We start from the raw sequence: 16,437 nt of genomic DNA, 5'->3' as shown, positions 1-16,437 counted from the left end.
GTACAGTAAACGTGATATGATGAGCGAGCCCAAGGTATACGCAGCTAACCGGAAAGGCCTGATCCAATTTCTATTGATCGGGATGCTCTTGCTGCCGGTCGCCGTCTTCCTGCTCGACAGGGAGGCTTTTGCAGCGAGACCCTACATGCTCCTGCCATTGCTGGCACCGATTGTGCTTATCGCCTGGATCTACTTTGGCACTGTTTATTGGCTCCAGGATGGCAGGCTTAGGTATAAGTCCGGCCCCTGGAAAGGTGCAGTAGCGGTGGAGAGCATTACCCTGATAGAGGAAGGGAAAACAAGTTGGGTAGGGATGAAGCCGGCGTTAGCCCGAAATGGACTGGTGATTAAGTACAACCGCTTTGATGAGATATATATTGCGCCGGAGAGTAACCAGGAAGTGATCGCTGATCTGTTGTCGATCAACCGAAACATACAAGTTGTTAAACGGTAGTTTGCCAACAGGCGGCTACAAAACCAGAAAGCTTTAGAAAAGCTTGAAAACAAATCATATGAAGAAAATTTTAGTGACAGGAGGGGCGGGCTATATTGGCTCCCATACCGTGGTAGAGCTGGTACAGGCAGGCTATGAACCCGTCATCATCGACAATTTCTCTAACACTGAAGAGCGTTCCCTACAAGGTATAGCTGCAATTCTGGGCCGCGAAGTAACCTGCCACCGCATCGACTGTACGGATACGGCAGCGTTGCGCAGGTTTTTTGAGCAGGAAACAGGTATAGCGGGCGTTATCCATTTTGCCGCTTACAAGGCGGTAGGTGAGTCGGTAGAAGAGCCGCTCAAGTACTACCACAACAACGTGGGCTCGCTGGTGGCTCTGCTGCAGGTGATGCAAGAGTTTAATGTGAATAAGCTGGTGTTCTCCTCGTCCTGCACGGTGTACGGTATACCTGCCGAGCTGCCGGTAACGGAGCAGACCCCAGTGCAGAAAGCGAATTCTCCTTACGGCAACACCAAAAAGATCTGTGAAGAGATCCTGTCGGATCTGGCAACAAGCGGCAGCGACATGTACACGACTGCGCTGCGCTATTTTAACCCGATCGGAGCGCATCCTTCCGCTGAGATAGGCGAGCTGCCGTTAGGAGTTCCGAACAACCTGGTGCCCTTTATCACCCAAACGGCCGCAGGTATACGGGAGCAGCTCACCATCTTCGGCAACGATTACGACACCCCGGACGGTACCTGTATCCGCGACTACGTGCATGTGGTCGATCTGGCCAAAGCACACGTAGTGGCGATTGAGAGGCTCTTGTCCGGCAAGGCTGAAAACATCGAGTTCTTCAACGTGGGAACAGGCACAGGCAACACGGTGCTGGAAGCGGTGCAGGCATTTGAACGTGCCACCGGCGAGAAGCTCAACTACAAGATCGGCCCCCGCCGCTCAGGTGACGTGCCAAAAATATACGCTGACGTAACCAAAGCCACTGAAGAGCTAGGCTTTAAGACCACCAGCACCCTGGAAGAAGCCATGAAGAGCGCCTGGGACTGGCAGATGCATTTACAGAAAACAGAAGAATAATCTATAACATGAACTTACTTATTACCGGGGGGGCGGGCTTCATCGGCTCGCACGTGGTGCGGCTTTTCGTAGAGTCTTACCCCCACTACCGCGTCTTCAACCTCGACGCCCTGACCTACGCGGGCAACCTGCAGAACCTTGCCGACGTGGAGTCGCGGGAGAACTATACCTTCCTGAAAGGCGACATCACCGACGCTTCGTACCTGGAGCAGCTCTTTGCCGAGCACAAGTTCGACGCCGTCATCCATTTGGCGGCCGAGTCGCACGTGGACCGCTCCATCGCCGGGCCCATGGCCTTCGTCGAGACCAACGTCATCGGCACGGTGAATTTGCTGGAGGCCTGCCGCCGCGCCTGGGCCGGCGACTACGCGGGCAAGCTCTTCTACCACGTCTCCACCGACGAGGTGTACGGCTCGCTGGGCGCCGAGGGCCTGTTTACGGAAGAGACACCGTATGACCCGCGCTCGCCCTACTCGGCCTCCAAGGCCGCCTCAGACCACTTCGTGCGGGCCTGGTTCCACACCTACGGCCTGCCGGTCAAGCTCTCGAACTGCTCCAACAACTACGGCCCCAACCACTTCCCCGAGAAGCTGATCCCGCTGGCGATCCACAACATCAAGAGCGCAAAGCCGGTGCCCGTGTACGGCAAAGGCGAGAACGTGCGCGACTGGCTCTACGTCAAGGACCACGCCCGGGCGATCGACGCCATCTTCCACCGCGGCCGGGTGGGGGAGACCTACAACGTGGGCGGGGTGAACGAGTGGCGCAATATCGATTTGATCGAGCTGCTCTGTGAGGTGATGGACGAGAGGCTGGGCCGCGAGCCGGGCGATTCACGGAAGCTGATCACCTTCGTCAAGGACCGCGCCGGCCACGACGCCCGCTACGCCATCGACTCCTCCAAGCTGATGGAGGAACTGGGCTGGAGACCGTCGGTGACCTTCGAGGAGGGCCTGCGCATGACCGTGGACTGGTACCTAGAGAACGAGGCCTGGCTGGAGGAAGTGACAAGCGGCCACTACCAGCAGTATTACGCGCAGCAGTACGGGGAGAGATAGGGGAGGAGACGAGACATGAAAGTAAAGGAGACATACCTGGGGGACTGCCTGCTGCTGGAGCCGGCCGTCTTCGCAGACGAGCGGGGCCACTTCTTTGAAAGCTTCAACGAAAGCCGGTTCAACAGCTTGGTGGGAAAAGAGGTGCGCTTTGTGCAGGACAACCAATCACACTCCACCCGCGGCGTGCTGCGCGGGCTGCACTTCCAGCGCGGGGCGTACGCGCAGGCTAAGTTGGTGCGGGTGCTGCGGGGCGAGGTGCTTGACGTGGCCGTGGACCTGCGGCCGGATTCGCCCACTTTCGGGGAGCACTTCTCGGTGGTGCTCAGCGCCGAAAACAAATTGCAGCTCTTCATCCCGCGCGGCTTCGCCCACGGCTTCGCGGTGCTCAGCCGGGAGGCCGAGTTCTTCTACAAGTGTGACAACTACTACCACAGGGAGTCGGAGGGCAGCATCCTCTACAGCGACCCGGAGCTGGGCATCGACTGGGGGATCGACCCGGCCGAGTTGATCGTGTCCGCAAAGGACAGGGAGAGCGGGACATTCGCTGAGTTCAGACATAGCCTCTGATGCCCGCTCAGGCGGGGCGAGCAGCCCTTGCCGGGGATTTTATTACCTTTGCCCGGGCGGAACTCGTGTAGACCCCGCCCGAGCATCAAACACAAAAACTGACGGAAGACAAATGAAAGGCATTATCCTGGCCGGGGGCTCCGGCACCCGACTCCACCCCCTGACGCTGGCCGTGAGCAAGCAGCTCATGCCCGTCTACGACAAGCCCATGATCTACTACCCGCTCTCCACGCTGATGCTGGCGGGTATCCGGGAGATACTAATCATCTCCACGCCCCACGACCTGCCCCTCTTCGAGCGGCTGCTCGGCGATGGAAGTCGCATCGGCTGCCGCTTCAGCTACGCTGTGCAGGAGGTGCCCAACGGGCTGGCGCAGGCCTTCGTGCTCGGGGAGGAGTTCATCGGGCGGGACAAGGTGGCGCTGGTGCTGGGCGACAACATCTTCTACGGCGCCGGCATGAGCCAGCTGCTGCAGGCCAACGCCGACCCGGACGGCGGGGTGGTGTACGCCTACCATGTGCAGGACCCGGAGCGCTACGGCGTGGTCGAGTTCGACGAGCAGGGCAGGGCGGTCTCCATCGAGGAGAAGCCCGCGGAGCCCAAGAGCAGCTACGCCGTGCCGGGCCTCTACTTCTACGACAATGACGTTGTTGAAATTGCCAAGCGCCTGGAGCCCAGCCCGCGGGGCGAGTACGAGATCACGGACGTCAACCGCGAGTATCTGCGGCGGGGCAGGCTGAAGGTCGGGGTGCTGAACCGCGGCACGGCCTGGCTCGACACCGGCACGGTCCAGTCGCTGATGCAGGCGGCCACGTTTGTGCAGGTGATCGAGGAGCGGCAGGGGCTCAAGATCGGCTGCATCGAGGAGGTGGCCTGGCGCATGGGCTTCATCTCGGACGAGCAGCTGAAGGCCGTAGCAGAGCCGCTCCGAAAAAGCGGCTACGGGGAGTATCTGCTCCGCATCATGAAGGAAAAGACAATCCGATAGGTATAGACTCTATAGAATAAACAAGAAAGCTGCCTGTGCAAACGCATGGGCAGCTTTTTTTGAGGTATACCCTGATGCCAAGGTACAGCGAGCCTTAAAATATAAAACCCAGCGCAAAGCCTACCAGAATGATGATGGGCGCGGGTATACGGGTGAAAAGCAACACACAAAAAGTGGCCACGACAATGCCAAAGTTAAGCGGGGTATTGTCTATGGGATGGTAGAGCATAATGGCTGCCGCCACCACCATGCCTGAACTGACGGCATTAATGCCTTCCAGCGAGGCCCGAACGACCCTGTATTTTTTCAGGTCGTCCCAGAAGCGGATCACAAAGAAGATCAGGAAGGTACCGGGCAGGAAAATGCCGACCGTAGCGACTAGTGAGCCCAGTAACTGCCCCCACACCCCATGCTCCCGCATGGCCAGGTTGCCGATAAATGCGCAGAAAGAAAATACGGGTCCGGGAAGGGCCTGCGCCACCGCGAAACCGGACAGAAACTCTTCGCCTGTTAGATACTTCTTAAAGTCAACAAACTCGGTGAACATCAGGGGGATGAGTACCTGCCCGCCACCAAATACCAGGCTGCCGTTGCGGTAAAAGTTCTCGAAGAGCCTGATCGGAAGGGACGAGGTCGCCCCGCCCAATACGGCTGCCACGATCAGCACCCCTACATAGAGTATAAAGTTTGCCCACTGTATGCGGAGTTTTTTGTCCTTTTCCTGCGGGTGCTGCCTGAAGCGGAGCGCCGTGATAGCCCCCCCGGAAATCAGGAGCAGCGGGTATACCCAGGGAGAGTGGAAAAAGTAGGCCAGTATACCGGAGACCACCATGATGCCAATGGCTAGCTTGGTGTTGACTACTTTGGAGCTGATGGCATAGGCCGCATACGAAACGAAACCAACCGCCATGGGCTGTATAAAGCGCAGAAAATCAAGCGAGATATTGTTCTTCTGCATGTAGGAAATGCCCAGCGCGGCGCAAGCCATGATAGTAGAAGCTGGCAGCAGCCATACCAGCAGGGTGAGGTAAGCCAGGTTGGGTCCGCCGATGCGGTAACCAATAGCCGTGAGGGTTTGGGTGGAGGTGGGGCCAGGCAGAATCTGGCAAAGGGCGTTGAGTTCGATGAGTTCCTGCTCCGTTAAGTAGCGGCGCTTGTTCACCAGCAGCCGGAGCATCAAAGCGATATGCGCCTGCGGTCCGCCAAACGAGGTCAGGGCGAGCAATAGTACGTCTTTCAGGAAGATGTAGTAGCGCAGACTCATGCCGTGGGTTCAAAAAAAGAGAGACGGCGCGGGCACCATCTCTCTTCTTACTGGTTTCAGTTCAGTTAAGCTTTTTTAAGCCCCAGTTCCACCAGGCGCTCGTTCAGGTACTCACCTGCAGTGGCATCCGGATAGGCTTTTGGGTTCTGCTCGTCAATGCAGCTCTCCAGGCAGGTCAGGTCCATTTCGGAACGCGGGTGCATGAAGAACGGAATAGAGTAGCGGGAGGTATGCATCAGCTCGCGCGGCGGGTTTACCACACGGTGGATGGTCGACTTCAGCTTGTTGTTGGTCAGGCGGGCCAGCATGTCGCCCACGTTTACCACCACCTGCTCAGGCAGGGCCGTGATCGGGATCCACTTGCCATCGCGGCGCAGCACCTGCAGACCGTCGGCGCTGGCACCCATCAGGAGCGTGATCAGGTTAATGTCGCCGTGCTCTGCGGCACGCACGGCATCAGCCGGCACACTGTCCGGGTTTTCGATCGGGAAGTAGTGGATCGGGCGCAAAATGCTGTTGCCATACTTCACTTTCTCGTCGAAGTACGTTTCCTCCAGGCCCAGGTGGATGGCGATAGCGCGCAGTACCTGCTTGCCGGCTGCCTCCAGCTTCGTGTAAGCCTCCAGGGTGGTATCTTTCAGTTCCGGCACTTCGGTTGGCCAGATGTTCTCCGGATATTCTGCCTTGATCGGGTCGTTGTCCGGAATACCGCTCAGCTCCTGACCCACATGGTAGAACTCTTTCAGGTCGCCGGTGTTGAAGCCTTTGGCCTTCTCCTTACCCTTGCCCACGTAGCCACGCTGGCCGGCAAGTTCAGGGTTTTCATACTTTTGCTTCACCTCATCGGGCAAGGCAAAAAATTTCTTCACGGCGGCGTAGAGTCTTCCGGTCAGGTCATCGCTCAGGCCGTGGTTTTTCAGGGCGATAAAGCCAATGTTCTGATAAGCGTTTCCCAACTCCTGCACAAAACGCGCTCTGCGTCCCTCATCCCCCGATGTAAAATCAGCCAGGTCCAATGAAGGAACTTCATCAAACAAAATCTCGCTCATATAGTCTTTTTTGTATACTTTTACGTTAATATTACGTAGTGCGCAATATACAAATAAAAACAGTATATTGGCTATTTGCTAATTCAAACCCCCTCTAGATGAAAAAAACCTACTTACTCTTTGCTTCGGCCCTTATGCTGGCTTTTGCTTCCTGCGACACCACACGCCAGATGCAGGATGATGAAACACGCACCCCGGTAATGGCCACCACCACAGGGCCAACGCCTACGGGAGCCGTGATGAGCAAAGGCGGATTGCGTGTATTTGCTTTCGACGATTCGCAGAAATACCCTGAGTCCCAGCTGCGACTGAATACTCCTCCTGAGAACGGCGTAGTGCAGCCTGGCCCGGTAGAGTTTGTATACGAACTGTCTAACTTCCAGCTTACGCGTATGACGCCTCACTCTAATTCGGAGTTTATGGCTAACTCAAAGGAAGGACAGCACATTCACAACATTGTTGACAACGAGCCTTACACGGCCCACTACGAGACTTCCTTCACGAAAGAAATGGAGGAAGGTGAGCACGTGGTGCTATCTTTCATTTCGCGTTCTTACCACGAGAGTTTGAAGCACAAAGGTGCCTATGACCTGCGTATGGTTACAGTGGGCAGACCACAGCAACGCATGGAGTTCGACATGAAGGGGCAGCACATGTTCTACAGCCGTCCGAAGGGCGAGTACGTAGGCAGCGACACCCGCCGCATCATGCTGGACTTCTACCTGGTGAACACCGACCTGTCGACGACCGGCAACAAGGTGCGCGCTACGATCAATGGCAACGAGTTTATCCTGGACAAGTGGATGCCGCACATCATCGAGGGCCTGCCGATGGGCGAAACAACCATCAAGCTGGAGCTGATCAACAACGCCGGCGCCGTTATACCTGGTCCTTACAATACCGTAACGCGCACCATCACGCTGAAAGAAAGCTAGGATTTAGAACACATTATAAAGAACGAAAGCCCGTGGCCAGAATGCGTCACGGGCTTTTGTTTTTAGCAGGTATAGGTATAGCTTTTGATATTAGCATGAGAGCATGTCACCCGACAGGTTGGTTGGATGATGAGGCCAAACACCGCCCCCAGCTAAGTCGTGTGGTTTAGCGCCAGGGAGAGAGTAGGTAGGGAGCATACGGGCAATAAGCATGCGCCAAAAACAACAGCGGCTATACCTGATGCAGGTATAGCCGCTGTTGTTTTGTGAGCAAAAGCTTTACTCCTTCGGCTTGTTCTGCCCGCCCTGGCTTGGGTTGGCAATGGAGTTGCGCATGTCAGTATCGGACTGGATGTTCTGCATCTTGTAGTAGTCCATGATGCCGAGGTTGCCGCTTCGGAAGGCAGCTGCGATGGCCTGCGGAATCTCTACCTCGGCCGCAATTACGGAGGCGCGTGCTTCCTGGGCTTTGGCTTTCATTTCCTGCTCCACGGCAACAGCCATGGCACGGCGCTCTTCGGCTTTGGCCTCGGCTACTTTCAGGTCGGCGCCTGCCTGGTCAATCTGCAGCTTGGCACCAATGTTCTCCCCTACGTCAATGTCGGCAATATCGATGGACAGGATTTCGTAAGCTGTGCCGGCATCGAGGCCTTTCTGTAGCACCAGTTTCGAAATCATATCGGGGTTTTCCAGCACGCTCTTGTGCGACGCGGATGAACCGATGGATGTCACGATACCTTCACCCACACGGGCCAGAATAGTCTCCTCACCGGCGCCACCTACTAACTGCATGATGTTGGCGCGCACCGTTACCCTGGCTTTGGCGATGAGCTGGATACCATCCTGGGCTACCGCGGCCACATTGGGTGTATTGATCACCTTCGGGTTTACCGAGGTAGTCACGGCTTCAAACACATCGCGGCCTGCCAGGTCGATGGCAGTGGCCTGCTTGAAAGAGAGCGGGATATTGGCTTTGTCAGCTGAGATGAGCGCCCGGATAACATTGGGTACGTTACCGCCGGCCAGGTAGTGGGTTTCGAGCTCCGTGGTGGTCACGTCTATACCTGCCTTGGTGGCGTTGATCATGGAATTGACGATGAGGCTTGGCGGCACCTTACGGATGCGCATGAACACGAGCTCCAGCAGGCCAACCTTTACGCCCGAGAAAAGGGCCGTGATCCAGAGGCTGATCGGCACAAAGTATAAGAAGATGAACAGCAGGATGATGCCGCCCGCAATCAGGAATAAAATTGAAAAATTTTCCATTGAGTTGTTTTAGGTAATTGCTTCTACTGTGATTTTATTCGCTACTATTTTGATGATGCGCACGGGAGTGTTGGGTGGCAGAAAGGTGCCGGTTGTCTGCACTTCGTGGCGCCGCTCCTTAAAAATGGCCGTGCCCTGAGGTCGAAGCGCCGATACGGTTATACCTTCTTCACCAACCTCCAGCAAATGGGGCGTTTCTTCGTTCACCCGGCTTTTGTTGCTGTCTTTGAGCGCAAACCGTGACCAGGCCTCCGATCTGAAGCTATAGAAAAGTGCTATTCCACCAGCCAGTACCGATCCGGCCAGTACAAGATGCCCTGTTTCGGTACCCAGAGCAGCATAGCTGATCCAGATGCCCACGGCTACCAGTATGAAACCCAGAATGCCCACAATGGTGACGCCCGGTACGAAGATGAGCTCCACCACGATCAGGACAAGACCGATGCCTATAAGCAGCACTACTGTAAGCCAGTCTAAGAGCATAGTTTCGGAGTAGGTTTAGGTAAATATAGCAAATAATTGATAATTGTTGATTGTTAATTGTTGGATGACGACAGAGTAGAAGGTTATACGTAGGCATAGCATCAAGCGAAAACCTGGATAACCGTAAAGCAAAAGCGCCGCCTCCCTATCCGGAAAGCGACGCTTTTTATGATTATCTGCCGAAAACAATCAGCAATCAACAATTAACAATTAATAAGCCTTAGCAAAATATACCCTCTGTTTCGATGGCTTTCCTGTGATCATGTCCACGCCGTCTTCTTCAGGAGTATCCAGGGCGATGCAGCGAATCGTGGCTTTGGTTTCTTCTTTGATGCGCTCTTCGGTCTCCGGTGTGCCGTCCCAGTGGGCCAGCACAAAGCCGCCTTTGGTGTCGAGCACCTGCTTGAACTCCTCGTAGCTGTCTACCTTGGTCGTGTTCTCCTCCCGGTAGGTCAGCGCGCGGTTGTAGATGTTTGCCTGTATCTCGTCGAGCAGGGCAGGGATGTAGGTTGCCAGGCTGTCGAATTGCTGCGTGCTCTTCTCCTTGGTGTCGCGGCGGGCGACTTCGGCCGTGCCGTTCTCCAGGTCACGGGCACCGATAGCGATGCGCACCGGCACACCCTTCAGCTCCCATTCAGCAAACTTATAGCCAGGACGCTCGGTGTCGCGGTTGTCGAACTTCACGCTGATGCCTTTGGCCATCAGTTCTTTCCGGAGTTGCTCTACTTTCTCGCTGATCTGGGCCAGTTGCTCTTCGCCTTTGTAAATCGGCACGATCACCACCTGGATAGGAGCCAGTTTTGGAGGAAGCACCAGGCCTTCGTCGTCGGAGTGAGCCATTACAAGCGCACCCATCAGGCGCGTGCTCACACCCCACGAAGTGCCCCATACGTACTCCAGCCCGCCCTCTTTGGTGGCGAACTTCACATCAAAAGCCTTTGCAAAGTTCTGGCCCAGGAAGTGGGATGTGCCTGCCTGCAAAGCCTTGCCATCCTGCATCAAACCTTCGATGCAATACGTGTCAAGGGCGCCGGCGAAGCGCTCGTTTGGTGTTTTTACCCCGCGTATAACCGGCAGGGCTATGTATTGCTCGGCAAAGGTGGCGTATACCTCCAGCATTTGCCTGGTTTCGGCGATAGCCTCCTCAGCGGTGGCATGAGCCGTATGGCCCTCCTGCCAGAGGAACTCCGTCGTGCGCAGGAACAGACGCGTACGCATTTCCCAGCGCACTACGTTCGCCCACTGGTTTATGAGCAAGGGCAGGTCGCGGTAGCTCTGGATCCAGCCTTTGTACGTGTCCCAGATCACGGCCTCAGAAGTTGGTCGAACAATCAGCTCTTCTTCGAGTTTAGCATTCGGGTCTACGCGCAGTTTGCCGGGCTTGTCAGGGTCTGATTGCAGACGGTAGTGCGTCACTACTGCGCACTCCTTGGCAAAGCCTTCGGCGTTCTGCTCCTCGGCCTCGAACAGGCTCTTGGGCACGAACAGCGGGAAGTAGGCGTTCTCATGGCCCGTGGCCTTGAACATATCGTCTAGCTGACGTTGCATTTTTTCCCAGATGGCGAATCCGTATGGCTTGATCACCATACAGCCGCGAACGGAGGAATTCTCCGCCAGACCGGCTTTTTTCACCAGTTCGTTATACCATAAGGAGTAGTCTTCGCTTCTTTTTGGCAGCCCTTTACTCATTTTTAAAATTATTTATTGTATATCTCTAATTGTAAATCTTTTTGGAATGGATATTGCTCTTCGCATAGAGAAGATTTAAAATCATTCCGGCCCAAAATTACGTTAATATATTATACTATTGATAAGGTTTTGCGCTATTGTGTTTATATCTTTGATATAGAAGCATTTTAGAAACACAGAAGGCCATGAAAAAAATAAACCTATACACCGCAATAGCCCCTGTGATTGCACTTTTCGCGGTTGGTTGCAGCAGCCCGGTAGCTATGCAGTCGACGGAGTATGATGATATGTATTACAGCTCATCAGACCGTACCGAATATGTGCAGCCTCAGGCCCAGGCTCCCCAACAGCAGCAGTACGCTTCTGCCGAGGAAAACCAGCAGGCCGCCACTGGCGATGTGACTCAGAACTACGCCGCCGACGAGTACTACGACGGACGCACCTATCGTCCGCAGGCAACCTGGAACACACCAAACTACGCCTATGTGGACCCGTACTGGACGACTTCGTACGTTCACCGCGGGGTAAGTCCGTATTATGATCCTTACTATTATGACCCCTTCTACGATCCTTTCATGTATGATCCGTTCATGCACAGAAGAAGCGGTCTGCGCGTGAGCATCGGATTAGGCATGGGCTGGGGCTCTGGCTGGAACCGCTGGGGACACCATTACGGTATGTATGATCCATTCTGGGGTAACAGGTACTGGCCGTACAACAACTACTATGCCGGCTACTATCATGGTTATAACCGAGGCTACTACGGCGGCAACCGCTTTATCTACGACCGTCCGGTAGTGGTGCAGCCGCGTCAGGTGCAGTACGGACCGCGTGGCGAGCGCAGTGTGGTGCCTGCAACGGGCAACCCGGAGCGTGTAACGGGCCGACCAAACCGATCAGAAGCAGTTAGCAACGAACAGCGCACACAAGGTGCAGACTATGCCCGCCCAAGCAGAACAGAACGTACCAACGGCAATACGAACTCAAGAAGCCAGGAGATCAATGCAGGAGAAAACACGGGTCGTGCTTTGCCAGCCAGACCGGCGACTACGAACCGTGGTTATGATCCGCAGAGCGGCCAGGTGAGGCCATCGCGCCAGCAACCGGAAGGTCAGCAGCCTGTGCAGCGCATGAATCAGTCGAGAGAAGAGTATGTGTCGCCAGCTACGCAGCCACGGGAGCGCCAGCAGCGCATACAGCAGCCTACGCAACGCCAGGAAAGAATACAGCAGCAGCCGGTGCAGCGTCAGCAGATTCAGCGCGAGCCAGTACAGCGCTCGCAGCCAAGCTACCAGCGCAGCCAGCCGGTGCAACGTTCTCAACCAAGTTACCAGCGCAGTGAGCCGGTGCAGCGTTCGCAGCCGAGCTACTCTCCGCCATCCAGAAACTCTGGTACATCAAGCCCTCCGGCACGAACTAACTCCAGCGGCGGTGGCCGCCCGGGTAGAGGAGGAAACTAACCACAAATAGCTAACCTATGAAATTTTCGAAGATTGTTTCGGCCAGCCTGGCACTTATGCTGGGCTGGGGCGGAACGGCTTTTGCCCAAAACGAAACAGATGCCTTACGTTATACCCGTTTGGGTTTGACCGGCTCGGCACGCATACAAGGTATAGGAGGCGCGCAAACAGCCCTCGGTGCAGACATCTCAACAATTGCTTCCAATCCTGCTGGCTTGGGCATGTTTAGGAGATCAGAATTTAGTTTCAGCTTAGGACAGCAGTCTGCTAATGTAGGCACTTTCTCAAATGTTGGGAAAGCCTCTGAGCAGGAAGGCCGCTTTGTGATTCCGCAGATGGGGGTAGTAATTCCTAGCAGGATGGGTAATGAAGACAGTGACTGGAAGGGGGTTACCTTCGGTATCGGATTTACAAGGCTAAATAACTTCAACCAAATCTTCTCTTATCAGAATACTTCCGAGCCACCAAATACAATTGTTGACTATTTTGGTGATCTAGCCAATAACAGACAGCTTAGGGCAGGTGAGACTTTGCTGAGCAATTTGGATGCTGAGTATGATGCAGGTTTCCAGACTCTTTCGGGCCTGGCATACGGCACATACCTGGTAGATGTGTTTGAAGATGCGAACGGCAAACAGTTTGCAGAGGGTCTGTATACTTTTGGAAACAGCAATCAGCAAGAGCGTGTACAGCGCAGTGGCTCTCAGAGTCAGATTGATATAGGCGCAGGTACGAGCTACAGGGATAAAATCTATTTGGGTGCTTCTATGGGCATTGTAACCACTGACTTTAAGCAAGAGAGCCTGTTTCAAGAGTCAGGCAATTATGTGGCTACATTCGATGAAAATGGCAATCCTGACGTAGAAGGGCCTTACAGTTTGGGATTGCGTGATGAGTTTAGGTCGCGCGGCACTGGAATAAATCTGAAGCTAGGGTTGATTGCCAGACCAACGGATGCCTTACGACTGGGCGTAACCTTACAGACACCAACGGTTTATCAGTTTAGTGACAGCTATCAAAGTTCGCTTACGGCTACCACGCTAAATCCAACGACATTTCAGCCTGAATCCATTTCAGAGTCGACGTTCCCTGGCGAGTTCGATTATAAACTGACTACTCCGCTACGTGCCACAGGTGGTGTAGCTTTTTTCATCAACAAGTATGGGTTTATTACGGGTGATTTGGAGTATGTAAACTATGGCAATATGCGCTACTCAGAAAGAGATGATATGAACTCATCAAGTGATTATTTCTCTGGTATAAATACACGTATTGAAAATACTTTCCAGTCTGCAATAAACTACAGAATAGGAGCCGAAGGCCGGTACGAAGTTTTTAGAGTGAGAGCGGGCTATGCGCATACGGGTAACCCTTATAACAGCTCGGACATTGACGGTTCTGTTAGCACCTATACCTTGGGTGCAGGCGTCAGGTTGAAAAAATTCTATCTGGATGCTGCTTATGCAAGCAGCAAGTTAGAAACCCCTTATTCTCCTTATACTTTCAGTTCCGGAAGCGGTGAACCGATCATTGACATCGAAGACAAGCTCAACACCGTGATGGTGACCTTTGGCTATAACTTCTAAGCAAGACTTTTTTCCTGTTTTCAGAAAGGCGGCGGATTCCGAAAGGGGTGCCGCTTTTTTGTTGGGCTATACCTGTGTGCGGTATGGTTTTGGCCGCAAGGTATGGCAAAACCACATTATTCTGATAAATTAGCAAACTAAACGATAACAACCCTTATACACATGCATATCAACCTTAAAACCAATTTTCTGGCTGTGGTGCTCTTGTGCTTCGCTTTTGTGGCGCAGGCGCAGCAGAAAAAAGAAGTCACGCTGGAGGACATTTACCAAAAGGGTACCTTCTCAGCCAAATCGGTGTACGGCGTCAACTGGATGAACGACGGCCGCTATTACAGCGGGCAGGTAGCCGACGAGAAAAACGGCGTGAACGACATCGTGCGCTACGACGTGACGACAGGCCAACCGGTGAACACCATCATCGAAGGCGAGGACCTGAAGCCGGAAGGCAGTGACAAGCCGATTAAATTCGATAGCTATACCTTCAGCTCGGATGAGAAGAAAGTGCTTTTTGCCACAGAAAAAGAGCAGATCTACCGCCGCTCTTCCAAGGCTGAGTTTTATGTGTACGACATCGCCTCCAAGAAGCTGACCAAGCTGAGCAACGGCGGCAAGCAGCTGTATGCCACTTTCTCGCCGGATGCGAAGCGTGTGGCTTTTGCCCGCGAAGGCAACATGTTCTTCGTGGACCTGGGCAACATGAAGGAGACGCAGATCACCAACACTGGCAAGTTCAACTCCATCATCAACGGCTACGCCGACTGGGTATACGAAGAGGAATTCTCGTTTGCGCAAGGCTTCCACTGGTCACCGGATGGCTCTAAAATTGCCTTCTATACCTTCGACGAGACCAACGTACCGGAGTTCAACATGCAAATGTGGGGTGAACTATACCCGCAGGATAACAAGTTCAAGTACCCGAAAGCCGGTGAGGCCAACTCGATCGTGACCGTATCGGTGTACAACGTGGGTAACGGGCAGACCGTGAAGATGGACACCGGCAACGAGACGGACATCTACATCCCGCGCATCAAGTGGACGAACGACAGCAACCTGCTTTCGATCCAGAAGATGAACCGCTTGCAGAACACGCTGGAGTTGCTGCACGCCAACGCTACAACCGGCAAAGCCAACGTGGTGCTGAAGGAAACCGACAAAGCCTACATCGACATCACCGACGACCTGACCTACCTGAAAGACGGCAAGCACTTCATCCACTCTTCGGAGAAGGACGGCTTCAACCACCTGTACCTGCACAACATGAACGGCAAACTGGTGCGCCAGATCACGAAGGGTAACTGGGAGGTTAGCAATTTTATCGGTTTCGATGAGAAAAACGACAAGCTGTATTTTATGTCGACAGAAGTGTCGCCGATGGAGCGCCACTTGTTCAGCATCAGCATCAAAGGCAAAAACAAAAAGCGCCTGACTGACAAAGCAGGAACTTATAGCGTGAACATGAGCAAGGACTACAAGTACTACCTTGCCTACCACACAGCTGCCAACACCCCACTGACCGTGAGCCTGCACACTGCCAAAGACGGCAAGCTGGTGAAGGTGCTGGAAGACAACCAGAAGCTCCGCAACACGCTGGCCCAATATGACATTGCCAAGCAGGAGTTCTTCACCATGAAAACGCAGGACGGCACGCAGCTGAACGGCTGGATGATCAAACCAACTGACTTCGACCCGAACAAAAAATACCCGGTGCTGATGTTTGTGTACGGCGGACCTGGCTCTCAGACGGTGAACAATAGCTGGGGTGGTGCCAACTACCTGTGGTACCAGGTGCTGGCCAACAAAGGCGCTATTGTGGTGAGCGTGGACAACCGCGGCACAGGTGCTCGTGGCGCTGCGTTCAAGAAAGTGACGTACGCAAACCTCGGCAAGTACGAGATCGAGGACCAGATTGAAGCGGCCAAGTGGCTGGGCAACCAGTCGTACGTGGACAAGAACCGCATCGGCATCTGGGGCCACAGCTATGGCGGCTACATGACGCTGCTCGGCCTGACCAAAGGCAACGGCGTGTTCGCGGCAGGTATATCGGTGGCTCCGGTTACCAACTGGCGCTATTACGACACCATCTATACCGAGCGTTACCTTAAAACGCCGCAGGAGAACGCATCGGGCTACGACGACAACTCACCGCTGTTCTTTGCCGACAAGCTGCAGGGCAAGCTGCTGCTGATCCACGGCACGGGCGACGACAACGTACACTTCCAGAACGCAGTGGAAATGCAGGATGCCCTGATCAGCGCCAATAAGCAGTTCGAGAGCTTCTACTACCCGAACCGTAATCACGGCGTGGGCGGCGGCATCACCAGCCTGCACCGCTTCACCATGATGACCGACTTCCTGGAGCGCAACCTGATCAACCCGACGACAGAGAAGAACCAGTAATTGGTTTCCGACAAAGGATTGTTAGGTATAGCAGGTTGCTGTACTTAGAGTAAAGTCCGAAGCCTATACCTGAATAAAGAGGCCCGCCAGCATTGGCGGGCCTCTCTGTTTTAAAGGGGCAATATTATAAGTGAAGCACTAATTAAAATAAGTGACC

The 16,437-nt window shown here is 54.3% G+C and carries 14 protein-coding genes; 9 read left to right on the top strand and 5 right to left on the bottom strand.

What is annotated here, in order from left to right; translation table 11 throughout:
• The first annotated feature begins 16 nt into the window (after nt 1-16).
• From IEV97_RS06290 to rfbA, 5 genes are all read left to right on the top strand, one after another.
• The gene (locus tag IEV97_RS06290) at nt 17-454 is read left to right on the top strand and encodes a PH domain-containing protein (protein ID WP_229733825.1); all 438 of its coding nucleotides are present in this window, start codon (nt 17-19) and stop codon (nt 452-454) included.
• Between the two features lie 58 nt (nt 455-512).
• Nucleotides 513-1,538, top strand: a complete 1,026-nt coding sequence (gene galE, locus IEV97_RS06285; RefSeq protein WP_188500659.1) for a UDP-glucose 4-epimerase GalE — start codon at nt 513-515, stop codon at nt 1,536-1,538.
• 8 nt (nt 1,539-1,546) lie between these two features.
• On the top strand, nt 1,547-2,596 hold the full coding sequence (gene rfbB / locus IEV97_RS06280; protein ID WP_188500658.1) for a dTDP-glucose 4,6-dehydratase: 1,050 nt from the start codon (nt 1,547-1,549) through the stop codon (nt 2,594-2,596).
• 15 nt (nt 2,597-2,611) lie between these two features.
• On the top strand, nt 2,612-3,163 hold the full coding sequence (rfbC, locus tag IEV97_RS06275; protein ID WP_188500657.1) for a dTDP-4-dehydrorhamnose 3,5-epimerase: 552 nt from the start codon (nt 2,612-2,614) through the stop codon (nt 3,161-3,163).
• Nucleotides 3,164-3,275: 112 nt separating this feature from the next.
• Entirely contained in the window at nt 3,276-4,151 is an 876-nt protein-coding gene (rfbA, locus tag IEV97_RS06270; RefSeq protein ID WP_188500656.1) for a glucose-1-phosphate thymidylyltransferase RfbA, read from the top strand.
• Between the two features lie 94 nt (nt 4,152-4,245).
• On the opposite strand, the gene chrA is transcribed toward rfbA, so the two are convergent.
• Nucleotides 4,246-5,415 (bottom strand): chromate efflux transporter, encoded by a 1,170-nt coding sequence (gene chrA, locus IEV97_RS06265; RefSeq protein WP_188500655.1) that lies wholly within the window; start codon nt 5,413-5,415, stop codon nt 4,246-4,248.
• Nucleotides 5,416-5,480: 65 nt separating this feature from the next.
• Entirely contained in the window at nt 5,481-6,464 is a 984-nt protein-coding gene (locus IEV97_RS06260) for an isopenicillin N synthase family dioxygenase (protein ID WP_188500654.1), read from the bottom strand.
• Between the two features lie 98 nt (nt 6,465-6,562).
• Here IEV97_RS06260 and IEV97_RS06255 point away from each other — a divergent pair, with 98 nt between their 5' ends.
• Nucleotides 6,563-7,399: a hypothetical protein gene (locus IEV97_RS06255; RefSeq protein ID WP_188500653.1), complete on the top strand. Its 837-nt coding sequence runs from the start codon at nt 6,563-6,565 to the stop codon at nt 7,397-7,399.
• Nucleotides 7,400-7,678: 279 nt separating this feature from the next.
• Here IEV97_RS06255 and floA read toward each other — a convergent pair whose 3' ends face one another.
• The 3 genes from floA to proS all read right to left on the bottom strand — a co-directional run bounded on the left by floA (nt 7,679) and on the right by proS (nt 10,837).
• Nucleotides 7,679-8,665: a flotillin-like protein FloA gene (gene floA / locus IEV97_RS06250; protein ID WP_188500652.1), complete on the bottom strand. Its 987-nt coding sequence runs from the start codon at nt 8,663-8,665 to the stop codon at nt 7,679-7,681.
• 9 nt (nt 8,666-8,674) lie between these two features.
• A complete protein-coding gene (locus IEV97_RS06245) occupies nt 8,675-9,148 on the bottom strand; it encodes an NfeD family protein (RefSeq protein WP_188500651.1) in 474 nt (157 codons plus the stop codon).
• A 210-nt stretch (nt 9,149-9,358) separates the two neighbouring features.
• Complete coding sequence (gene proS / locus IEV97_RS06240; RefSeq protein WP_188500650.1) at nt 9,359-10,837, bottom strand: proline--tRNA ligase; 1,479 nt, start codon at nt 10,835-10,837, stop codon at nt 9,359-9,361.
• 185 nt (nt 10,838-11,022) lie between these two features.
• On the opposite strand from proS, the gene IEV97_RS06235 reads away from it, so the two are divergent.
• The 3 genes from IEV97_RS06235 to IEV97_RS06225 all read left to right on the top strand — a co-directional run bounded on the left by IEV97_RS06235 (nt 11,023) and on the right by IEV97_RS06225 (nt 16,280).
• Nucleotides 11,023-12,297, top strand: coding sequence for a hypothetical protein (locus IEV97_RS06235; RefSeq protein ID WP_188500649.1), 1,275 nt, complete (start codon nt 11,023-11,025; stop codon nt 12,295-12,297).
• Between the two features lie 17 nt (nt 12,298-12,314).
• Nucleotides 12,315-13,883, top strand: a complete 1,569-nt coding sequence (locus IEV97_RS06230) for an OmpP1/FadL family transporter (RefSeq protein ID WP_188500648.1) — start codon at nt 12,315-12,317, stop codon at nt 13,881-13,883.
• Between the two features lie 162 nt (nt 13,884-14,045).
• Nucleotides 14,046-16,280 carry a S9 family peptidase gene (locus IEV97_RS06225; protein ID WP_188500647.1) on the top strand — a complete coding sequence of 745 codons (2,235 nt, stop codon included), beginning with the start codon at nt 14,046-14,048 and terminating at the stop codon, nt 16,278-16,280.
• The last annotated feature ends 157 nt before the right edge of the window (nt 16,281-16,437 follow it).

The organism is Pontibacter amylolyticus, assembly GCF_014638845.1.
Lineage (GTDB): Bacteria > Bacteroidota > Bacteroidia > Cytophagales > Hymenobacteraceae > Pontibacter > Pontibacter amylolyticus.
Note: the sequence above shows the minus strand (reverse complement) of the source record. Positions and strands in the feature narration are given on the sequence as shown.

What these genes read in the sequence shown, in the direction of transcription:
- IEV97_RS06290 (WP_229733825.1), top strand. Translation starts at nt 17, where the DNA reads ATGATGAGCGAGCCCAAGGTATACGCAGCTAACCGGAAAGGCCTGATC.
- galE (WP_188500659.1), top strand. Translation starts at nt 513, where the DNA reads ATGAAGAAAATTTTAGTGACAGGAGGGGCGGGCTATATTGGCTCCCAT.
- rfbB (WP_188500658.1), top strand. Translation starts at nt 1,547, where the DNA reads ATGAACTTACTTATTACCGGGGGGGCGGGCTTCATCGGCTCGCACGTG.
- rfbC (WP_188500657.1), top strand. Translation starts at nt 2,612, where the DNA reads ATGAAAGTAAAGGAGACATACCTGGGGGACTGCCTGCTGCTGGAGCCG.
- rfbA (WP_188500656.1), top strand. Translation starts at nt 3,276, where the DNA reads ATGAAAGGCATTATCCTGGCCGGGGGCTCCGGCACCCGACTCCACCCC.
- chrA (WP_188500655.1), bottom strand. Translation starts at nt 5,415, where the DNA reads ATGAGTCTGCGCTACTACATCTTCCTGAAAGACGTACTATTGCTCGCC.
- IEV97_RS06260 (WP_188500654.1), bottom strand. Translation starts at nt 6,464, where the DNA reads ATGAGCGAGATTTTGTTTGATGAAGTTCCTTCATTGGACCTGGCTGAT.
- IEV97_RS06255 (WP_188500653.1), top strand. Translation starts at nt 6,563, where the DNA reads ATGAAAAAAACCTACTTACTCTTTGCTTCGGCCCTTATGCTGGCTTTT.
- floA (WP_188500652.1), bottom strand. Translation starts at nt 8,665, where the DNA reads ATGGAAAATTTTTCAATTTTATTCCTGATTGCGGGCGGCATCATCCTG.
- IEV97_RS06245 (WP_188500651.1), bottom strand. Translation starts at nt 9,148, where the DNA reads ATGCTCTTAGACTGGCTTACAGTAGTGCTGCTTATAGGCATCGGTCTT.
- proS (WP_188500650.1), bottom strand. Translation starts at nt 10,837, where the DNA reads ATGAGTAAAGGGCTGCCAAAAAGAAGCGAAGACTACTCCTTATGGTAT.
- IEV97_RS06235 (WP_188500649.1), top strand. Translation starts at nt 11,023, where the DNA reads ATGAAAAAAATAAACCTATACACCGCAATAGCCCCTGTGATTGCACTT.
- IEV97_RS06230 (WP_188500648.1), top strand. Translation starts at nt 12,315, where the DNA reads ATGAAATTTTCGAAGATTGTTTCGGCCAGCCTGGCACTTATGCTGGGC.
- IEV97_RS06225 (WP_188500647.1), top strand. Translation starts at nt 14,046, where the DNA reads ATGCATATCAACCTTAAAACCAATTTTCTGGCTGTGGTGCTCTTGTGC.